Annotated in this window: 19 protein-coding genes; 9 read left to right on the top strand and 10 right to left on the bottom strand. The window is 51.1% G+C overall.

The window, feature by feature from the left end; translation table 11 throughout:
- Window positions 1-70 precede the first annotated feature (70 nt).
- Window positions 71-835: a pyruvate dehydrogenase complex transcriptional repressor PdhR gene (pdhR, locus tag CG67_RS01700; RefSeq protein ID WP_025901254.1), complete on the bottom strand. Its 765-nt coding sequence runs from the start codon at window positions 833-835 to the stop codon at window positions 71-73.
- Window positions 836-951: 116 nt separating this feature from the next.
- Here pdhR and CG67_RS18215 point away from each other — a divergent pair, with 116 nt between their 5' ends.
- Entirely contained in the window at window positions 952-1,128 is a 177-nt protein-coding gene (locus CG67_RS18215; protein ID WP_160318951.1) for a hypothetical protein, read from the top strand.
- Window positions 1,129-1,302: 174 nt separating this feature from the next.
- A complete protein-coding gene (aroP, locus tag CG67_RS01695) occupies window positions 1,303-2,658 on the top strand; it encodes an aromatic amino acid transporter AroP (protein ID WP_025901253.1) in 1,356 nt (451 codons plus the stop codon).
- A gap of 78 nt (window positions 2,659-2,736) precedes the next feature.
- Here aroP and ampE read toward each other — a convergent pair whose 3' ends face one another.
- Entirely contained in the window at window positions 2,737-3,591 is an 855-nt protein-coding gene (gene ampE, locus CG67_RS01690) for a beta-lactamase regulator AmpE (RefSeq protein WP_025901252.1), read from the bottom strand.
- A 17-nt stretch (window positions 3,592-3,608) separates the two neighbouring features.
- On the bottom strand, window positions 3,609-4,178 hold the full coding sequence (gene ampD, locus CG67_RS01685) for a 1,6-anhydro-N-acetylmuramyl-L-alanine amidase AmpD (protein WP_025901251.1): 570 nt from the start codon (window positions 4,176-4,178) through the stop codon (window positions 3,609-3,611).
- Window positions 4,179-4,381: 203 nt separating this feature from the next.
- Here ampD and CG67_RS01680 point away from each other — a divergent pair, with 203 nt between their 5' ends.
- The 7 genes from CG67_RS01680 (at window position 4,382) to yacG (ending at window position 10,687) form a co-directional block, all read left to right on the top strand.
- Window positions 4,382-5,293: a nicotinate-nucleotide diphosphorylase gene (locus CG67_RS01680; protein WP_025901250.1), complete on the top strand. Its 912-nt coding sequence runs from the start codon at window positions 4,382-4,384 to the stop codon at window positions 5,291-5,293.
- A 169-nt stretch (window positions 5,294-5,462) separates the two neighbouring features.
- The gene (gene ppdD / locus CG67_RS01675) at window positions 5,463-5,909 is read left to right on the top strand and encodes a prepilin peptidase-dependent pilin (RefSeq protein WP_025901249.1); all 447 of its coding nucleotides are present in this window, start codon (window positions 5,463-5,465) and stop codon (window positions 5,907-5,909) included.
- Window positions 5,906-7,294, top strand: a complete 1,389-nt coding sequence (gspE, locus tag CG67_RS01670; protein WP_025901248.1) for a type II secretion system protein GspE — start codon at window positions 5,906-5,908, stop codon at window positions 7,292-7,294. Before ppdD ends, gspE begins: the two co-directional genes overlap by 4 nt.
- Entirely contained in the window at window positions 7,287-8,483 is a 1,197-nt protein-coding gene (gene hofC, locus CG67_RS01665; protein WP_025901247.1) for a protein transport protein HofC, read from the top strand. Before gspE ends, hofC begins: the two co-directional genes overlap by 8 nt.
- A gap of 645 nt (window positions 8,484-9,128) precedes the next feature.
- Window positions 9,129-9,746 carry a dephospho-CoA kinase gene (gene coaE / locus CG67_RS01660; RefSeq protein WP_025901246.1) on the top strand — a complete coding sequence of 206 codons (618 nt, stop codon included), beginning with the start codon at window positions 9,129-9,131 and terminating at the stop codon, window positions 9,744-9,746.
- Window positions 9,743-10,486, top strand: coding sequence for a cell division protein ZapD (zapD, locus tag CG67_RS01655; protein WP_025901245.1), 744 nt, complete (start codon window positions 9,743-9,745; stop codon window positions 10,484-10,486). The genes coaE and zapD overlap by 4 nt, the downstream gene beginning before the upstream one ends.
- A gap of 9 nt (window positions 10,487-10,495) precedes the next feature.
- Entirely contained in the window at window positions 10,496-10,687 is a 192-nt protein-coding gene (gene yacG, locus CG67_RS01650; RefSeq protein ID WP_025901244.1) for a DNA gyrase inhibitor YacG, read from the top strand.
- A gap of 53 nt (window positions 10,688-10,740) precedes the next feature.
- Here yacG and mutT read toward each other — a convergent pair whose 3' ends face one another.
- The 7 genes from mutT to ftsQ form a co-directional block, all read right to left on the bottom strand.
- Window positions 10,741-11,136, bottom strand: coding sequence for an 8-oxo-dGTP diphosphatase MutT (mutT, locus tag CG67_RS01645; protein WP_025901243.1), 396 nt, complete (start codon window positions 11,134-11,136; stop codon window positions 10,741-10,743).
- Between the two features lie 133 nt (window positions 11,137-11,269).
- Window positions 11,270-13,975: a preprotein translocase subunit SecA gene (secA, locus tag CG67_RS01640; protein ID WP_025901242.1), complete on the bottom strand. Its 2,706-nt coding sequence runs from the start codon at window positions 13,973-13,975 to the stop codon at window positions 11,270-11,272.
- 65 nt (window positions 13,976-14,040) lie between these two features.
- Window positions 14,041-14,553 carry a secA translation cis-regulator SecM gene (gene secM, locus CG67_RS01635; protein ID WP_025901241.1) on the bottom strand — a complete coding sequence of 171 codons (513 nt, stop codon included), beginning with the start codon at window positions 14,551-14,553 and terminating at the stop codon, window positions 14,041-14,043.
- 253 nt (window positions 14,554-14,806) lie between these two features.
- Window positions 14,807-15,724 (bottom strand): UDP-3-O-acyl-N-acetylglucosamine deacetylase, encoded by a 918-nt coding sequence (lpxC, locus tag CG67_RS01630; protein ID WP_025901240.1) that lies wholly within the window; start codon window positions 15,722-15,724, stop codon window positions 14,807-14,809.
- 101 nt (window positions 15,725-15,825) lie between these two features.
- Window positions 15,826-16,980 carry a cell division protein FtsZ gene (gene ftsZ, locus CG67_RS01625; protein ID WP_025901239.1) on the bottom strand — a complete coding sequence of 385 codons (1,155 nt, stop codon included), beginning with the start codon at window positions 16,978-16,980 and terminating at the stop codon, window positions 15,826-15,828.
- Between the two features lie 73 nt (window positions 16,981-17,053).
- Window positions 17,054-18,310 carry a cell division protein FtsA gene (gene ftsA, locus CG67_RS01620; RefSeq protein ID WP_025901238.1) on the bottom strand — a complete coding sequence of 419 codons (1,257 nt, stop codon included), beginning with the start codon at window positions 18,308-18,310 and terminating at the stop codon, window positions 17,054-17,056.
- Window positions 18,307-19,155 (bottom strand): cell division protein FtsQ, encoded by an 849-nt coding sequence (ftsQ, locus tag CG67_RS01615; protein ID WP_025901237.1) that lies wholly within the window; start codon window positions 19,153-19,155, stop codon window positions 18,307-18,309. The genes ftsA and ftsQ overlap by 4 nt, the downstream gene beginning before the upstream one ends.
- Window positions 19,156-19,351 lie beyond the last annotated feature (196 nt).

Below are 19,351 nucleotides of genomic sequence, written 5' to 3'. Positions count from 1 at the left end.
GCTTATCTGTAAAACAAAGTTGGGGTACAGAGCAGACAAGCACTTCATAATTGCACATACCTTGATGTGCCTAACCCTTGCGTTGCTGAAGACGTCTTAATGAACGTTCCCGCCGGCTTTCTTCCCGGCTTCTTTCCAGCAATATTTCTTCAAGAAACGCCAGGTGCGAGTGTGATTCTTCACGGGCTTTTTCCGGCTCACGTGCAATAATCGCCTCAAAAATTCTGGCGCGGTGTCCACTTACTTTCGCTAGCATATCGCGTCGTAAGTAAAGTGTTTCAAAATTCTGCCGGACATTTTGTTCCAGCAGCGGCCCCATAGCGCGCACAAGATGCAACAGCACCATATTATGGGCGGCTTCAGTGACGGTTATTTGATATTTAATGACGGCGTCAGCTTCGGCATCCAGGTTTCCGCTGTCCTGTGCCTGCTGAATACGGATGTGATGTGCGCGGATACGCGCTAAATCCTCTTCCGTCCCCCGCAACGCCGCATAGTACGCCGCTATCCCCTCCAGCGCATGCCGGGTTTCCAGTAAATCAAAACGGGATTCAGGAGAATTCGCCAGTATACCGACCAGCGGGTCGCTCAGGCTTTGCCAGAGAGTCGTCTGCACAAAGGTCCCGCCTCCCTGACGACGAGATAACAGTCCCCGGGCTTCCAGGCGCTGTATCGCCTCACGCACGGAGGGGCGCGATACATCAAATTGACGGGCAAGCTCGCGCTCCGGGGGGAGTTGTTCTCCCGGACACAATGAGCCTTCCATAATCAGCGACTCCAGTTGCTGCTCAATCACATCTGACAGCTTAGGTTGTCGGATTTTGCTGTACGCCATCACAGTCGTTAATTTATTCCTGTCATTGTGCCGGATAATTGGTATTACCAATTAGCAAAATACGGGCGCTAAAAGTAACAAATTATTTACCTGCTGTCCATATACCGGTGCCAGCTTTGCGTCAGGATCAAATCCCGGAAATGCGCGATTTTTTCTTTACCATCAACGTCGTCAGCCTGTTTACTCCGGATTTCCTGCTGTTATCTCGCCCTCTGTGGCGGGTAATTCATCCCCTGTTTTTCCTGTCCCGGCAGGATGGAACCGGGCCCATCGCCAAAGATAGGCTTTTTTGAGCACGAAACAACAAAAGCAAGGTGCAAAGCGTATGACTTATCACTATTCTGATCCGCAGGCAGACGGCAGTATCGTGCTGTTACGGACAGGTAAAATAATAACGAAAGCACTATAAATCACTGCCTTCCCTCACCCTGGGAAAGCAGAACTGTAGATGATTAAGAGGTTTTTTTATGGAAAAACAGCAAGAGGACACGCTGAAGCGGGGATTGAAGAACCGCCATATTCAGTTAATCGCTCTGGGGGGAGCCATTGGTACAGGCCTGTTTCTCGGAATAGCGCAAACGATAAAAATGGCCGGTCCTTCCGTCCTGCTGGGGTATGCCATCGGCGGGTTTATCGCCTTTCTGATCATGCGTCAGCTGGGTGAAATGGTGGTAGAGGAGCCGGTCGCCGGGTCATTTAGTCATTTCGCCTATAAATACTGGGGGAGCTTTGCAGGATTTGCTTCCGGCTGGAACTACTGGGTGCTCTATGTGCTGGTAGCCATGGCTGAACTCACTGCTGTCGGCGTCTATATTCAGTACTGGTGGCCGGAAATTCCCACATGGGTGTCTGCAGCGGTCTTCTTTGTACTGATCAATGCCATTAACCTGAGCAATGTGAAAGTCTACGGTGAGATGGAGTTCTGGTTCTCTATCATTAAAGTCGTAGCTGTCATCGGTATGATCCTGTTTGGTGGCTGGATGTTGTTCAGCGGACACGGTGCGCCTGAAGCCTCTTTCTCCAATATCTGGGCCATCGGGGGCTTCTTCCCTCACGGTATTTCCGGGCTTGTGATGTCGATGGCAGTCATCATGTTCTCTTTCGGCGGACTTGAACTGGTGGGGATCACCGCGGCAGAAGCCGATAATCCGGAGCGGAGCATCCCTAAAGCCACTAACCAGGTGTTGTACCGTATTCTGATTTTTTACATCGGCTCACTGACCATCCTGTTATCACTCTACCCGTGGACGAAAGTGGTCGAAGGTGGCAGCCCGTTTGTGCTTATCTTCCATGAACTGGGTGACAGCCTGGTCGCGAATGCGCTGAATATTGTGATCCTGACCGCCGCTCTCTCGGTCTATAACAGTTGCGTCTACAGTAACAGCCGTATGCTGTACGGGCTGGCGAAGCAGGGTAATGGTCCCCGCGCTCTGCTGAAGGTCGACCGCCGTGGGGTGCCTTATGTTGCTCTGGGACTGTCTGCCGTAGCCACTGCTCTCGGGGTACTGATCAACTATCTGATGCCGGCGAAAGCCTTTGGTTTACTGATGTCATTGGTGGTCTCTGCTCTGGTCATTAACTGGGCCATGATAAGCCTGGCGCATCTGAAATTCCGTAAAGCGAAAGAGAGGCAGGGAGTTACCCCACGCTTTAAAGCACTTCTTTATCCGCTGGGTAACTGGATTTGTCTGCTGTTTATGGCAGCTATCCTGGTCATCATGGTCATGACCCCGGGAATGGCGATTTCTGTGTGGCTGATCCCCGTCTGGCTGGTTATTCTGGCCATCGGGTATTTATTCCGGACGAAGAAGCATCCGGCCTGATAATCCACGGTTGACGTAAAAAGGGCGCAGTTCAGAAAGATCTGACTGCGCCCTTTTTGTCCCTCAGAGGATGACCGGCTAGAGCAGTGTCCCTGTGATTGTCAGTAGCGCCACCACCACCACCAGCACCAGCGTGATACGTTTCGCCAACGCCACCGCCATACGGGGTTTTTCCACTTTATCCGTACAGGGGTCGCGTTCCAGCGAGAACTGGGCCAGACGGGTCAGAACCTGATACGGCGTGTGTCGCACATCCCTGATAAATTTGAACCAGGCAGGTAAGGCTTTTTCACCATGCCCTAACAGCGCATAAGCCACACCGGCAAGGCGTACAGGGATCCAGTCCAGCACAAACAGTAATTTCTCCACGCCGGACTGTTCACGTTCGGCTGCTGTCTGATGAGCCGCCAGCCAGCCTTGCCAGGCGCGCAGAAACGCGTATCCGACCAGCGTTACCGGCCCCCACGGCCCCCCCACCACAAACCAGAACAGCGGTGCGAGGTAGAAGCGGTAGTTAATCCACAGCAGTGCATTCTGTAACTCACGCAGATACACACGCTCATTCGCGGTATCCGGTAATCCGTGAATTAAACTCAGCTCATCAGCCATTGCCTGATGGGCGGCCTGATCATCGACGCTGGCCGACTTCAGATAAGCATGATAATGCAGACGCGTGACCCCGGCGCCGATGCATAATACCCCGACCACGACCCATAACAGCAACGACGGTACTCCGAAGAATAACCCCCGCAGGCTCAGCACCAGCACCAGCGTTATCAGCATTGCCAGAACCGCCATACCGGTCGTGCGTATCATCGAGAAATGGGTCTGCCCACGGAAAATCGGCCGTAACCGATGCTCCAGCTGCCAGTGTTCACCCAATTTAAATAACCGTTCCCAGCCCAGTACCAGTAACAAGGTAAATAACGTCATTCTTTCCAGCCCTTATTTCATTTCTGTCCGGCCTGCTCGCCGGTTATCGCCTGCAGTTGTTGCCGGTAGTATTGCCAGTCAAATGCCTCCCCGGGATCCGTCTTACGTCCGGGGGCAATATCACTGTGCCCGGTAATATCGTCAGTTTTTATCGGATAACAATGCATCAGAAGGCGTGTTATCTGACACAATGATTCGTATTGCTGCGCGGTATACGCCACGGTATCCGTGCCTTCCAGCTCAATACCGATGGAAAAATCATTACAATTATCCTGCCCGTGATAGGAAGACTGCCCGGCATGCCAGGCGCGCTTATCAAAAGCCACATATTGCACTATTTCACCATCACGTCGGATCAGGCAATGTGCAGCCACCTTTAGCGCCGCGATCCCCTCAAAATACGGGTCATCGTCGGGATTCAGGGTGCCGGTAAAGAGCTGGTCTATCCAGGGACCGCCAAATTTCCCCGGAGGCAGGCTGATATTATGGATCACCAATAGCCAGGGGGACACCTCTTCCGGACGCTCGTTAAAATGCGCTGAAGGGACTTTTCTTGCCGTTGTCAGCCAGCCAGATTCAAGTTTCATATGGGTCATGTTCCCTGCATAAGGTCGAGAATAACATAAGAGTTATCATGATATTGCTTATCCGTTCCGGGTGCCAGCGACTCTCAGACTGACGGCCTCAGCCGTCAGACCCGATGACTCAACTGGTTACGCTATTCGGCTGGAGAGTCATGACACTTCAGGCTACAGTATTTATTCCTGTGACTAAAGGAGCAAACAGCCCCATGCCCGTAAGCCATACTGCCTCAGAACACTGCAAACGACAGCTACTCGAACGCGTCAGGTATGACATTCCGGAAGTCGTTACGCAGGCATTACAGAATGCCCCCGCAGGCAAGCGACACCCTGACCATCCTCTGGTGACTCGTCTGGTCAGCGAAACGCAGCGCAGCCAGGCGCAGCTTATCAGCCATGAAGACGGTATATTCTGCGGTAAAGCCTGGGCTGAGGCGGTGCTTCAGCAGATTAGCCCCGACATAACGTGGCAGTGGCATACCAGCGATGCCGCCGCGATTCATCAGGGTCAAATACTGGCCACCCTGACCGGCCCCGCTACCGCATTACTCAGTGCCGAAACTTCGGTGCTGCATTTTTTACAGACATTATCCGGAATTTCAACCCGCTTCAGCCATACCCTTAGCCAGTTAGCTGACACTCAGCTCCGGGTGATGGATTCCCTGAATACTCAGCCGGGATTCAGTAACGCGATAAAATATGCGCTTCTCTGCGGCGATCATACGGCACAGCGGCTGGACCTGAGCGATCTGATCCCCATTAACGAAAACCATATTATCGCCTGTGGCTCGGTCGTTTCGGCAATAGAAAATGCCCGCTGGATCGACCCGGACCGCCCGATTGAAGTCACAGTGACATCGTTCACACAGTTCTCACAGGCACTGGTCGCCGGGGCAGATCTTATACAGTTGCAAAACTTCACCTTGCCGGAAGTCAATGCTGCGGTCACTGAACGCCACAAACAACAGGTGTCACCGATGCTGATTATCAGCGGACAAAATACCTGTCAGCATCTGCCGGCCCTTTCACATACCGGTGTGGATTACCTTTCCGCCAATGCACTACTGAACCAGCCACAGCCTCTGAATATTTCACTGCAGTTTTTGCCCGCCAGCGCCTAAACCTTTCCCGGGCCGGTTTATCTGTTACGGATGCCGGCACACATCCTGACTGCTTTGCGATGAAACAACCGATAAAACTCCGGATGCGATCTCCTGCCGCCGGAGATCATCCATCCCTCCTGCCGGCATAACGCTTTACTCTTCCCGGCTTATTACAAGGAGGGTATCTATGGAAAAACAACAAGGTTTTACCCTGATTGAGCTAATGATCGTGATCGCGATTATCGCCATCCTCAGTGCTATCGGTTTACCGGCGTATCAGAACTATCTGCAGAAAGCGGCCATCACCGATATGTTGCAACTAATGTTACCGTATAAAACCGCGATTGAACTTTGCAGTATGGAAAAAGGAACCAGCCAGGGATGTAATGCAGAGACATACGGTATCCCCGCCGTGAAAGGGTCTCGTTACACCGGAAGCCTGCAGGTCAGTGACGGTAAAATGACTCTCACTGGCAGCGAAACATTGAAAGGGTTAACGGTCGAACTGCTCCCCCACTGGAATGCACAGGACGGTGAGTTTTCATGGACCAAGCGATGCCTGAGTGAAAACCGACTGCTTCTCAACAATTGTCGATCACAATTCCGGTTCGACGATCAGCAGGAGGAGCTATGATCCCGCAATCGCTGGATAATTTATGCCGCCAGATCCCTGCCTGCATCCTCTCACTGGACGCCACGTTACTCAGGCTGGCAGTGACAGCGTTGCCCGCTGAGGAAATTATCGAATCTCTGCGTTTCGCCAGCCAGCGACAAGTCAGTTTTGAAGTCTGGCCACTAGCCCGGATTGAAAACTGCCGCCAGCAGACGGCTTCTCCGTCATCATCTCCGGTAAGCGGAAACCCTGAAAGCACCAATATCCCGGAGCTTGCCGGGCAGCTACTGGCACTGGCCATTCGCTTACGGGCCTCTGATATTCATATTGAACCGACCCCGGAAGGAATACGGGCCCGTCTGAGAATCGACGGTATTCTCTCCCCCTGCCCGCTCAGGTTGCCCTGTCCGGGGAATTCACTGATTGCCCGATTTAAAATTCTGGCCGGCGTGGATATCGCTGAAAACCGACTGCCGCAGGATGGTCAACTGAGCTATGAAACCGGCGATGACAGACAGAGCTTTCGTCTGTCGACTCTGCCGACACACTTCGGAGAGAAAGTCGTGCTCAGACGTCTGCAGACCCTGTCCGCAGCCCTGACTCCTGCACAGTTAGGGCTGGAGCCAGACACGCTGACTCAGTTACTGGCCGTATTACAGCAACCTCAGGGGATGATTCTGGTCACCGGGCCGACAGGCAGCGGTAAAACCCTGACGCTTTACAGTCTGTTAAATGCCTTAAATACCCCGGATAGAAACCTCTCCACGGTGGAAGACCCGATAGAGATGACTCTGCCCGGCATTAATCAGACGCAAATCAATACCCGTGCCGGGCTGGACTTCGCCCGTATCCTGCGGGCGCTGCTTCGCCAGGATCCGGATGTCATTATGATTGGCGAAATCAGGGATAACGAAACGGCAGACATTGCCGTCAAAGCAGCTCAGACCGGCCATCTGGTTCTATCAACGCTACACACCAATTCGACACCTGAAGCGATAACGCGCTTACGCCAGATGGGCATTGCCGGGTATCTGCTGGCCGCTTCGCTGCGGTTAGTCATCGCCCAACGGCTGGTCCGCAGGTTGTGCCGGCATTGTCGTCGCCAGGCAGATACCACACTACCCGGCCCGCCCGGCCGGCAACCGTCCGCCATAACACACTGGCTGGCTGAAGGTTGTGACCACTGTTTTGGCGGCTATTATGGCCGGTTCGCCATTTTTGAAGTATTGGCCATTACCGGTGATTTACACCAGGCTATCGCTGCCGATGTCTCCTCTCAGGAGTTAAAAATGATTGCTTCCCGCCAGGGCATGCAGCCTCTGTTTATATCTGGTTTGAATGCCGTCAGCCGTGCTGACACCTCCTGGGCTGAAGTACTTCGTGTGACGGGGGGGCTGGATGAGTAATTACTGTTTATTTCACTGGCGGGCTATCGATGCTGAAGGGGGTTATTGTCAGGGAGAAATGCTGGCGGATAACCCCCGCCGGTTGCAGGATATGATGTCTCAACAGGACTTAATTCCGCTGAAAATCACACGAAAAAAGTGTTATTCAGCACGCTACTGGCTGCGTCAGGAAAGGGTTGTTTTCTTCAGCCAGACCGGTATGTTGCTTCAGGCGGGCCTGACACTGTCCGAGGGCTTACTTCTGCTGGCAGGTGGCCATCCGGCGAAGGCATGGCGCTCGTTACTGGAACAATTGCAGCAACAAATCCTGTCCGGTACCAGCTTTTCGTCCGCACTCAGCCACTGGCCCGGTATTTTTCCGCCCCTCTGCATCTCAATGATACGAACCGGAGAACAAACAGGCCAACTGGAATATTGCTGTAAAAATCTGGCGGAGCAGCAGCAAAAACAGCGCCAACTGAAGCAGCAACTTATCAAGGCCCTGAGATACCCGCTGTTTGTCCTCCTGCTGGCCGCAGTGATAAGTCTGGGAATGTTGCTGTGGATATTACCGGAGTTTGCCGCCATTTACCGCTCTGCTAACACACCTCTGCCTGCTTTCACGCGGTATCTGATCGGTTTTTCACAGTCTTTAGTACACGCCATACCAGCGGTGCTGCTAATGGCTGTGGCTGGCAGTGTCGGATACCTGAGATGCAGAAAAAATGCCGCGCGGGTGCTGACAAGCCAGCGCTTATTGTTACGTCTGCCTTTGGCTGGCCGGCTATGGCAGTTCACGCTGCTGGCACAACTTTTTGATATTCTGGCACTGACCCAGCGTTCGGGATTACCACTGAGCGAAGGATTACAGATAGCAGAGAACGTGTTTGCTACACCTTTCTGGCAACAAGCACTAAACACGCTGCGTCACCATATTGAACAGGGCCTTCCTCTCTCCGCTGGCCTGAATGATCAACCCGGTTTTCCGCCAATATGTTACCTGCTGACCCGCTCAGGAGAACAAACCGGCACCCTGGATGTGGTTTTTATGCGGCTGGCGCAGTGGTTTGAAACTGAGGCCAGGCAACAAACCGATCTTCTGAGTAACAGTATTGAGCCAGCTATGTTGCTGATCACCGGGCTTATCACGGGAAGTATTGTCATCGGTATGTATCTGCCGATGTTTAATCTGGGTGAGGCGATATTTTAATCTGTCCGCTCCGCCTGTTTTCCACGCTGACCGCACGCCGCTTAGTCCCCCGCGACGGTTATCCATAAAATCACCTGCAGATATTATTTCCAAACGGAAATATAAGGCGTTCAGATTTACTCTTTCCGGGTGAATATTTCCGGAAAAGAGAGAATACGCCCCCCGGACAAGCGTAAAAAACGACCAGATAAAAACTCTATACATTTAATTAATGCGATATAGAAAATGAATTTTCCCGGTGATTAGCTCATACGTGAGTGATCAACTCTGACAGAAAAAGACATTATTCTTTGAGAGAATAGACTGAGCAAAATTCATACTGCAAAACAGTAAGTTGCCCTGAAATCAGTCATAAAAAACATCCCCCTGCGGTGAATATAATGCTGCCATACGGGTTATGGCATTAAATAAACAGCGCTTAGAGTATTACTTTTCAGCTCGCGGTAAGCTGTTACTGTGTCAGTGAAAGGTGCCTGCACGCTCATTTTCTGACTACCTGCAGCCGGAACGGATAAGTAATAACGTCATAACAGAACGGAGTTTTTATTTTTTATTAGCCGATAATTCGTCTAATCTGACTAAAATAATTTACGCTCTCCGGTATTTTTACCCGGGGAGTTTCTTAATAGCCAGGATACCTATGTTATGACCTATGTTGTTGCACTTACCGGCGGGATCGGGAGCGGTAAAACCACTGTGGCTAACCGGTTTTCTGAACGGGGGGTTCCGGTCATTGATGCCGATGTGATTGCCCGTGAAGTCGTTGCGCCAGGTTCAACAGCTCTTCAGCAGATTGAGACACATTTCGGCGCACAGGCATTACTGCCTGATGGTTCACTGGATCGCAGCTGGTTACGCCAGCAGATTTTTGCCGAACCACCACAGAAGGTCTGGTTGAATAACCTCCTTCACCCGTTGATCCAGCAACGGACTCAGGACATGATAAAAGCTGTCACGGCTGACTGGTGTCTGTGGGTGGTTCCCTTGCTGGTGGAAAATAATTTGCACCTGAAAGCGGATCGTGTGCTGGTGATCGATGTGGATGAAGAAACCCAAATCAATCGTACCATGGCAAGAGATCAGATCAGCCGCCAGCAGGCTGAAGCTATACTGATTGCACAAGCGAGCAGGCAATCACGTTTAGCGGTTGCCGATGATATTATCGACAACACCGGGACACCTGCCGAACAAGAGCAGGATATCAATACGTTGTTTCGCCTCTATCAGAGGCTGGCGTCAGTGAAAAAAGGATCTGTATCATGAGCACCGTTATCCTGTTTGAGTACCCGCTCAACGAAAAAATGCGTACCTGGCTCCGGGTTGAATATATTCTGAACAACCTCAGTAGCAGTCAGCCTGTGGATGATCCTGCCAGTGCATTGAGTTTCTTCCGCGGGATCGGTGACTTATTAGATATTTTTGACCGCGGAGATATCCGTGCTGACCTGGTTAAGGAACTGGATCGCCAGCAACAAAAACTTTACAGCTGGTTATCCGTCAGTGGCGTAGATGCTACCAGAGTCAGTGAGCTGCAGCAGGAACTCAAAAAGCAGGGTACCCTGATGATGACGGTTCCGCGTATGGGTCAACAACTCAGAGAAGACAGATTTATTAGTCAGGTTCGTCAGCGACTGGGAATACCCGGTGGATGTTGCAGCTTTGACCTGCCTGCCCTTCATATATGGCTCAATAGTGCTGCGGCTGAACGTCAGACCCGGGTCGACGAATGGTGCTCTACTCTGCAACCCCTCAGAGAAAGTTTACGTCTGGTGTTGGATCTCATCCGTCAGTCTGGTAATTTCCATGCAGAAACCAGTCTCAATGGCTTTTTTCAGGATAACGCGGAAGACGCCGATCTGATCCGTCTGCAACTCACAGCAGAAGACCAGCTCTACCCGCAGATCTCCGGGCATAAAAATCGCTATGCTATCCGCTTTATGCCAATGGACAGTGAATACGGTGAAATACCCGCTCGTCTGCAGTTTGAAATCGCATGTTGTTAAGAAGGTACTATGCAGGAAGAAGTTGTCACAGTGAAATGCCCTCAATGCCAGGCTGATGTGATCTGGGATAGTCTCAGTCCCTGGCGCCCGTTTTGTTCTAAACGCTGCCAGCTGATTGATTTAGGCGAATGGGCGGCTGAAGAAAAGCGTATCCCGGTGGATGACAAACTTTCTGATGAAGATGAATGGAGCGGAGAATAGCGTTTTCCGCAAAGCAGAGGGCACAGACCACCAGGTTGTGCCCTTTGTTATCCTTACAGCTCACCGGCCACCAGTCTGCCCACCAGTTGATGATTTGCCGGCGGAAATTCTTCCGCAATTAATGCCTCCTGCCTGACCCAGCGTTGTGGCTGCCCCTCTTTCCCCCAGGGTTCCCCTTTCCACTGCTCAACCAGGAAAAAGTGCAGTGTGACGTGAACATCCTCGTAAGTATGATCAGCCTGTCCGATAGCCTGTGCACTCATCACCTCAATACCCGTCTCTTCCATCAGTTCACGTTTCAGTGCCTGTTCAGCGGTTTCATCTTTTTCAATTTTACCGCCAGGGAACTCCCATTTATTTGCCATATGGGAAGAGGATGAACGACGGGCCAGAAAAATACCCCGTTGCGGGTCCCGGATAATCCCGACCGCGACTTGCAGATGTTTCATGAGTTACCCTTATATATAAAGCACACAGCCGATCTGTCAGCGGTTTACTTTATGACAGACGATAAAAAGGTCCATGTCACCATGGACCTGAGACAATCATACAGAACCCTGGCCAGAGGCCAGGGACGGGAGATTATGCAATACGCCCGTGACACTGTTTGTATTTTTTACCGGAACCACACGGGCAAGGGTCATTACGTCCGACTTTACGTTCCCCTCCCTGCGCGGCCAGCTCGGCAGCGGCTTCAGTTTCTGAATCGACGTGGCTAAGTTGTTGCTGAGCCGCCAGACGCTCGGCTTCTTCACGGCGCTGCTGCTCCATGGCTTCAACTTCCTCAGGCATACTTACCTGAACTTTGCTCAAGGTGCTGACCACTTCATATTTCAGTGACTCCAGCATCGCAGAGAACATGGCGAAAGACTCACGTTTGTATTCCTGCTTAGGATCTTTCTGTGCATAACCGCGTAAGTGGATGCCCTGACGAAGGTAATCCATCGACGCCAGGTGCTCTTTCCACAAGGTATCCAGAGTCTGTAACATCACACCTTTTTCGAAGTTACGCATCATTTCAGCACCGACGACAGCCTCTTTCTCTTTATAGCTTTCATCGGCACGTTCCATAATACGTTCGCGCAGTGTTTCTTCATGAAGTTCAGGTTCTTTATCCAGCCATTCAGCAATCGGCAGGCTAAGGTCGAAGTCAGTACGTAAACGCTCTTCCAGCCCCGGAACATCCCACATTTCTTCCAGAGATTGCCGCGGAATATAGTTATCGATAATGGCGGTCAGCACATCACCGCGAATACCGTTGATGGTCTCGCTCACATCGGAAACATCCAGCAACTCGTTACGCTGAGTGTAGATCGCCCGACGCTGATCACTGGCAACATCATCATATTCCAGCAACTGCTTACGGATATCGAAGTTACGGCTTTCCACTTTACGCTGTGCATTCGCAATCGCTTTAGTCACCCACGGGTGCTCAATGGCTTCACCTGGCTTCATACCCAGTTTCCGCATCATGCCAGAGACACGGTCAGAAGCGAAAATACGCATCAGGGCATCTTCCATTGACAGGTAGAAGCGTGAAGACCCTTTATCCCCCTGACGACCGGCACGACCACGTAACTGGTTATCGATACGACGGGATTCATGTCGTTCAGTACCGATAATGTGCAGACCGCCGGATTCCAGAACCGCATCATGACGTTTCTGCCATTCGGCTTTGATAGCCTCGATCTCTTCCTGCGTCGGATTTTCTCTCGCTTCAACTTCCGCATGCCAGCTACCGCCCAGCATGATATCGGTACCGCGCCCCGCCATGTTGGTCGCTATGGTGACCGCACCCGGCTGCCCTGCCTGTGCGATAATATCTGCTTCGCTGGCATGGAATTTAGCATTCAGAACATTGTGTTTGATACCGGCTTTTGTCAGCTCATGAGAGACAACTTCAGATTTTTCGATAGAAATGGTCCCGACCAGAATAGGCTGACCATTGGCAGTACGTTCACGGATGTCTTCGATAATAGCCGCAATCTTTTCCTGCTCGGTCATATACACCAGATCCGGCATATCCTTACGGACCATCGGACGGTTAGTCGGCAGCACAATGGTATCCAGCTTGTAAATAGAGCTGAACTCAAAGGCTTCAGTATCCGCAGTACCGGTCATCCCCGCCAGTTTGTCATATAAGCGGAAATAGTTCTGGAAGGTGATCGATGCCAGCGTCTGGTTCTCATTCTGGATTTCAACACCTTCTTTCGCTTCTACTGCCTGATGGAGGCCATCTGACCAGCGACGTCCCTGCATGGTACGACCGGTATGCTCATCGACAATAACAACTTCGCCATCTTTGACGATGTAATCAACATCACGGGTGAACAGGGCATGAGCACGCAAAGCTGCTGTGACGTGGTGCATCAGCATGATATTCGCCGGAGAATAGAGGGACTCGCCTTCTTCCATAATGCCCTGGCTGACCAGCAGTTGTTCAATTTTTACCAGACCGCGTTCGGTGAGGTGAACCTGGCGAGACTTTTCGTCCACCGAGAAATCACCTTCCCCCTGGAACGTATCAGAATCTTCTTTGTCCTGACGAACCAGATGAGGAATAACCTTATTAACTTTAATATAAAGCTCAGAGCTGTCTTCCGCCGGACCTGAGATTATCAGAGGAGTACGGGCTTCATCGATCAGGATGGAGTCGACTTCATCTACCAGCGCATAGTTCAGTTTACGCTGCACACGCTCTTCCGGGCTGAAAGCCATGTTATCGCGCAGATAGTCAAAGCCGTATTCGTTATTAGTACCGTAGGTGATATCAGCATTGTAAGCTTCACGCTTAGCCGGTGCCGGCATCCCTGGCAGGTTGATACCGACAGTCAGGCCCAGGAACTCAAACAACGGGCGGTTATTTTCGGCATCACGCTGCGCCAGGTAATCGTTGACGGTAACGACGTGTACACCTTTGCCACTCAGCGCGTTCAGATAGGCCGGTAATGTTGCGGTCAGCGTTTTACCTTCACCGGTACGCATCTCTGCGATGCAGCGCTCATTCAGCACCATACCGCCCATCAACTGAACGTCAAAGTGGCGCATATTGAAGATACGGCGACTGGCTTCACGTACCGTGGCGAAGGCTTCCGGGATTAGGCTTTCTAATGTTTCACCTTTTTCCAGACGGGCACGGAATTCGACGGTTTTCGCTTTCAGTTGTTCATCGGTCAGCGCCGTAAATTCCGGTTCCATTTTATTAATAATATCAACCGTCTTACGCATACGACGTAAGGTACGATCATTGCTGCTGCCAAAAATTTTAGTTAATAATTTCATGACCATAGTTTTTATAATCTCAGTTCAGCTCACTGGCTGCAAAATTCGGGGTGGGTTTACGTCCTGGACTATCAGATCTCAGAGAGCACGGGCCCGGCCCGGATACCCTGAACCCCGGAAAGCCACAAGCCACTGTTAAAGCCGGGTTGCTGAACGGAAGATAATGCACTCCCGACCGGGGGATGCGGGCAGACAGGGTTATGTGTCGTCAGCAAGGCATGCAGTGACTGTAAAACAGCAATTTTCTGTGCCGTCAGAGGAAGAAGCGGATGCTGAACCTGCGCTTGCAGTTGCGGTAAGGAGAATGAGAGATGGCGGATCACCACCCTGATAGCATGCTGATGCCAGTAATCAGCACTCAGCCCCGGCCTGCGGGCCGTATCACGCAAGCGGATAAGATTTTCAAAGCGAACCGCATTACCGACAAAGAGGGTATTGGCCGATTTACCGGAGACAGAACCAGACTCCGGGGGTTGCGCATTAGCGACAGGCAAGCCCAGACTGGCCGCGACCATCCCCAAAAGGAGATGCGGCCAGAAGTACCGTCTGCCAAGTTGTCGCCAACGCGAAAAAATTCCGATCACATTCTATCCATTGAAAACTGATGTATGCGTTCCGGGAGACTCTCAGCAATCCCTGCGTCCGCTGGCCGGATACGCCAATATAGTATGAGTGAGATAGTATCACTAATGCCGGATTTCAACATCAGAGAATAAGGAAGCAGTGAATAAATTCGGTGTTTTTGGGGGATTTTTAGACAGAGCACGAGGAGCATAAAAAAACAGCAGGGTTACTGACCGGAGAGAGTATCAGTAACACCTGCTGCATTAAGCAATTTTATGCCAGTACCAGATTCGGTGCTTTGAATGCCTGTGGCAGTTCAGCATCATCTTCAAAGGTTGCCCATTCCCAGGCTTCCTGTTTAGCCAGTACGGCTTGCAGCAATTTGTTATTCAATGCATGCCCTGATTTAAAGGCACTGAACGCACCGATAACATTGTGACCACACATAAACAAATCACCGATAGCATCCAGCATTTTGTGACGAACAAACTCATCGTCAAAACGCAGGCCTTCCTCGTTTAATACACGGAAATCATCTAAGCCGATGGCACAGTCAAGACTACCGCCCAGGCACAGGCCACGAGACTGTAAATACTCAATTTCACGCATAAAACCGAAGGTACGCGCACGACTGATCTGGCGAACAAACGCATCTGCTGAGAAGTTCAGCTGATAACGCTGTGAGCTTGAATCGATCGCCGGATGCTTGAAGTCGATGGTAAAGTCGAGAGAAAAACCATTATAAGGCGTCAACTCTGCCCACTTATCACCCTCTTCAACACGTACGGTTTCTTTAATTCGAACGAATTTCTTAGCGCTGTTCAGCTCGTCGATCCCTGCATCCAGCAGCAGATAAACGAAAGGCGCAGCACTACCATCCATAATCGGGATTTCAGGCGCATCGACTTCAACAATAATGTTGTCGATACCTAAACCGGCCAGGGCTGAGTTAAGGTGCTCAACCGTTGAAATACGCACGCCTTCGTCGTTTACCAGGCAAGTACTGAGCATGGTATCGCGCACGTATTTTGCATCAGCCGGGAAATCTACCGGTGGATTCAAGTCAGTGCGACGATAGATGACCCCAGTATTGGCTGGCGCAGGGCGCAGTGTCAGGCTGACTTTTTTACCGGTATGTAAACCGATACCTGTCGCCTGAACAATACGTTTTAGTGTCCTTTGTTTGATCATCGTATTAATCTCGCAATATTACTCTTCGTTCGTCACTATACATGACTGACTGACCGCCAGTTTAGCACAAAGAGCGAACCAGACCAAATATCGGTATATTCTTAGTCCGCTTGCTTACGCAGGAACGCAGGAATATCCAGATAATCAGGTTCTTTATTCGCCTGACCGGCAGGATCATTCACAACTTTCGCGGCAGGTTTCTGTTCCTGAGGTAACGGAGTCAGACCATGCTGCTGATAACGGTGATCCATCACTGGCTGGCTGGTTGTTTTATTCGTGACCAGGGTGATTTCAGGACGCTTATCCATACCAATACCGGTAGCAACGACAGTCACGCGCAGTTCGTCGTTCATTTCCGGATCCAGAGAGGTACCGATAACGACGGTTGCATTGTCGGAGGCAAATGCACGGATGGTATTACCCACGGTTTCAAACTCGTCCAGACGCAGATCGAAGCCAGCAGTAATGTTGACCAGCACACCACGGGCACCGGAGAGATCGATATCTTCCAGTAACGGGCTGGAAATAGCCATTTCAGCCGCTTCTTCAGCACGGTCTTCACCACAGGCAACACCGGAGCCCATCATCGCATAGCCCATTTCAGACATCACTGTGCGCACATCCGCGAAGTCGACATTCATCAGGCCCGGACGGGTGATCAGCTCAGCGATACCTTGTACCGCACCTTTCAGTACATCATTGGCTGCACCGAAAGCATCCAATAATGAAATACCACGGCCCAGAACTTTCAGCAGCTTGTCATTCGGGATAGTGATCAGTGAATCGACATGCTTGGAAAGCTCAGCAATACCTTGCTCGGCAAAAGCCATACGCTTTTTGCCTTCAAAGTTAAAGGGTTTAGTTACCACAGCAACGGTCAGGATCCCCAGGTCCTTCGCGACTTCAGCCACAACCGGCGCAGCACCGGTACCGGTACCGCCACCCATACCTGCGGCAATAAAGACCATATCCGCACCATCCAGCGCTGCGCGCAGAGCTTCACGGTCTTCTTCTGCTGAGTTACGTCCGACTTCCGGGTTCGCACCGGCTCCCAGACCTTTAGTAATGTCATTACCAATCTGAATTGTCTGACCCACTGCGGTTTTACGCAGTGCCTGAGCATCGGTATTCACTGCAAAGAATTCAACACCTTCGATACGTTCGCGTACCATGTGTTCTACGGCGTTACCGCCGCCGCCACCAACGCCGATGACTTTTATCACCGCATCATTGGTTAATTCCATAGGTTCAAACATGATTTCTCTCCGTTATGTGCCTGTCGCCTGGAGACCATAAATGCTAACAGCATGGCCTCCTTTTAGTAAAAAATTAAAACTCTTTTTTCAGCCAGCTGTTAATTCGTTTAAACCAACCGCCTACTGATGCTCTTGTTTCGCTATCGCCTTCGCCACCCAGGTGTGATTCTTTGCCATAGTGCAACAACCCTACAGCCGTCGAATAATAAGGTTCCTGAGCATAATCGGTCAGGCCGGTAATATTTAACGGCTGTCCGATTCGGACCTGGGTATGGAACACTTTCTGAGCGCACGCGGCTAACCCTTCAATCTGCCCTGCCCCACCGGTTAACACGATACCCGCGGCCAGATGATGTTTTACACCCTGCTGACGGAGTTGTTCCTGTAATTCCAGAATTTCATCATTCACCAGGTTCAGTAATTCGGTATAACGCGGTTCGATGACTTCAGCCAGGGTCTGACGTTGCAGACTGCGTGGCGGTCGTCCGCCCACACTTGGCACTTCGACATTTTCGTCTTTACCGACAATCGAGCCTAATGCACACCCGTGACGGACTTTAATGGCTTCCGCATCGGTCGGTGGTGTTCCGAAGGCATAAGCGATATCACTGGTCACCACATTACCCGCGTAAGGGATCACTTTCGTGTGCCGTAATGCGCCCCCGGTATACACTGCCATATCCATTGTACCACCACCGATATCAACCACACAGACGCCTAATTCGCGTTCGTCTTCAGTTAACACGGCATAACTGGATGCCAGCCCGGCAAAAATCAGCTGATCCACTTTCAGGCCACATCGCTCAACGGCCTTCACGATATTCTTTGCCATATCATTATGGCAGGTGATCAGGTGGACCTTGGCATGCATCCTGACCCCGGATAAACCGACAGGGTTCTTGATACCTTCCTGATAATCAATGGCATATTCCTGAGGGATCACATGCAGAATACGGTGCTCATCACGAACACGCACAGATTTCGCTGTATGCACGACATTTTCTACATCATCCTGGGTTACTTCTTCTTCGGAAATCGGAACCATCCCGATTTCGTTCTGACAACTTATATGTTTACCAGAAAGCGCCAGATATACAGAAGAAATCTGACAATCGGCCATTAATTCAGCCTGATCAATCGCGCGCTGTACACATTTGACCACCGATTCCAGGTCATTAACGCCGCCTTTATCCATACCGCGGGAAGGACAACTACCGACGCCGATAATGTTGACCATACCATCGGGCAGAATCTCCCCTACAAGGGCAGCAACCTTAGCGGTGCCGATTTCTAGTCCTACTACAAGTTTTCTGTCCGTTGACTTGATCATTGTTTAGCCTGTGCCTGCTTTTGTTGCTGGTTACTGTTCTTAGGGTCGACGGGGGCGGCAAGCCATCCCACAGCCGCACCGGAGTCATAACGTAAATCTACATAACCTATCCGTTTATTATCTGTCTGCGCCTGACGAAGCAGAACCGGATAGAGGTCAATAAAACGCTGCAGACGTTTCATTGTGTCATCACGCCCCAACTCAATTTTCATGTCATCGCTGGTGACCAACTGCCATGACCGCCTTGCTGTCATCGAAGCCGCCTTTAGCGTAATTTTCGAAGGCTTTAAGGCATCACTCATCTGATAAAAACCGGCCATCACCTCTTTTTCGCTGCCTTCCGGTCCGTAAAGCATTGGCATAGTCTGCTGAACCGGGAGACTTAAAGGCAACCGGAAAGAGACACCGTCAGCATCAACGACATTCTGATCATTCCACCGTGCAACCGGCACATATTCAACCAGATGAATCTTTAATTCATCCGGCCATTGTTTCCGGACACTTACCTGCTTAATCCAGGGAAGTCGTTCAATCTGCTGCTGTATCACATCCACATTCTGTGACATAAACGTTCCGGGAGGCCCGAGTGATAAAATCGCCTGCCGGATATCATCGTGGGTGGTATAGCGCGTTTGTCCTGTGACCACCAGTTTCGATAACGGTAAGCGGGAGGCATCATCCATCCATTTCAGGACCATGACACTCCCCAACACCATAGTACCAATGACCAGTAACAAAAAGATCAATCCGAACAGGCGCGTACCATTACTCCGTCCGGGACTCCGTCCGGATCCCTGGTGCCCCTGGGGCTCCCGGTTCCGCGTATTTAAAGCCGCCTGAGACATATCAGTTTGTTAACTCCAGCCTATTGCTCAATAATTCCGAAAAATTCATAGCCGCCTGCCTTACTGTTAAAGTACCCGGATTCCGGCGAACCGTCTCTGACGAGAAACCGACGAAGAATGGCTGAAAATAATGCTTATCAACCCATTGCACATCGATACCTCCCTTCTGTGATCCTTTAACCTCTGCAGGACAGTT

Origin of the sequence: Tatumella sp. UCD-D_suzukii, from assembly GCF_000611875.2 — a bacterium.
GTDB lineage: Bacteria > Pseudomonadota > Gammaproteobacteria > Enterobacterales > Enterobacteriaceae > Tatumella > Tatumella ptyseos.
Note: the sequence above shows the minus strand (reverse complement) of the source record. Positions and strands in the feature narration are given on the sequence as shown.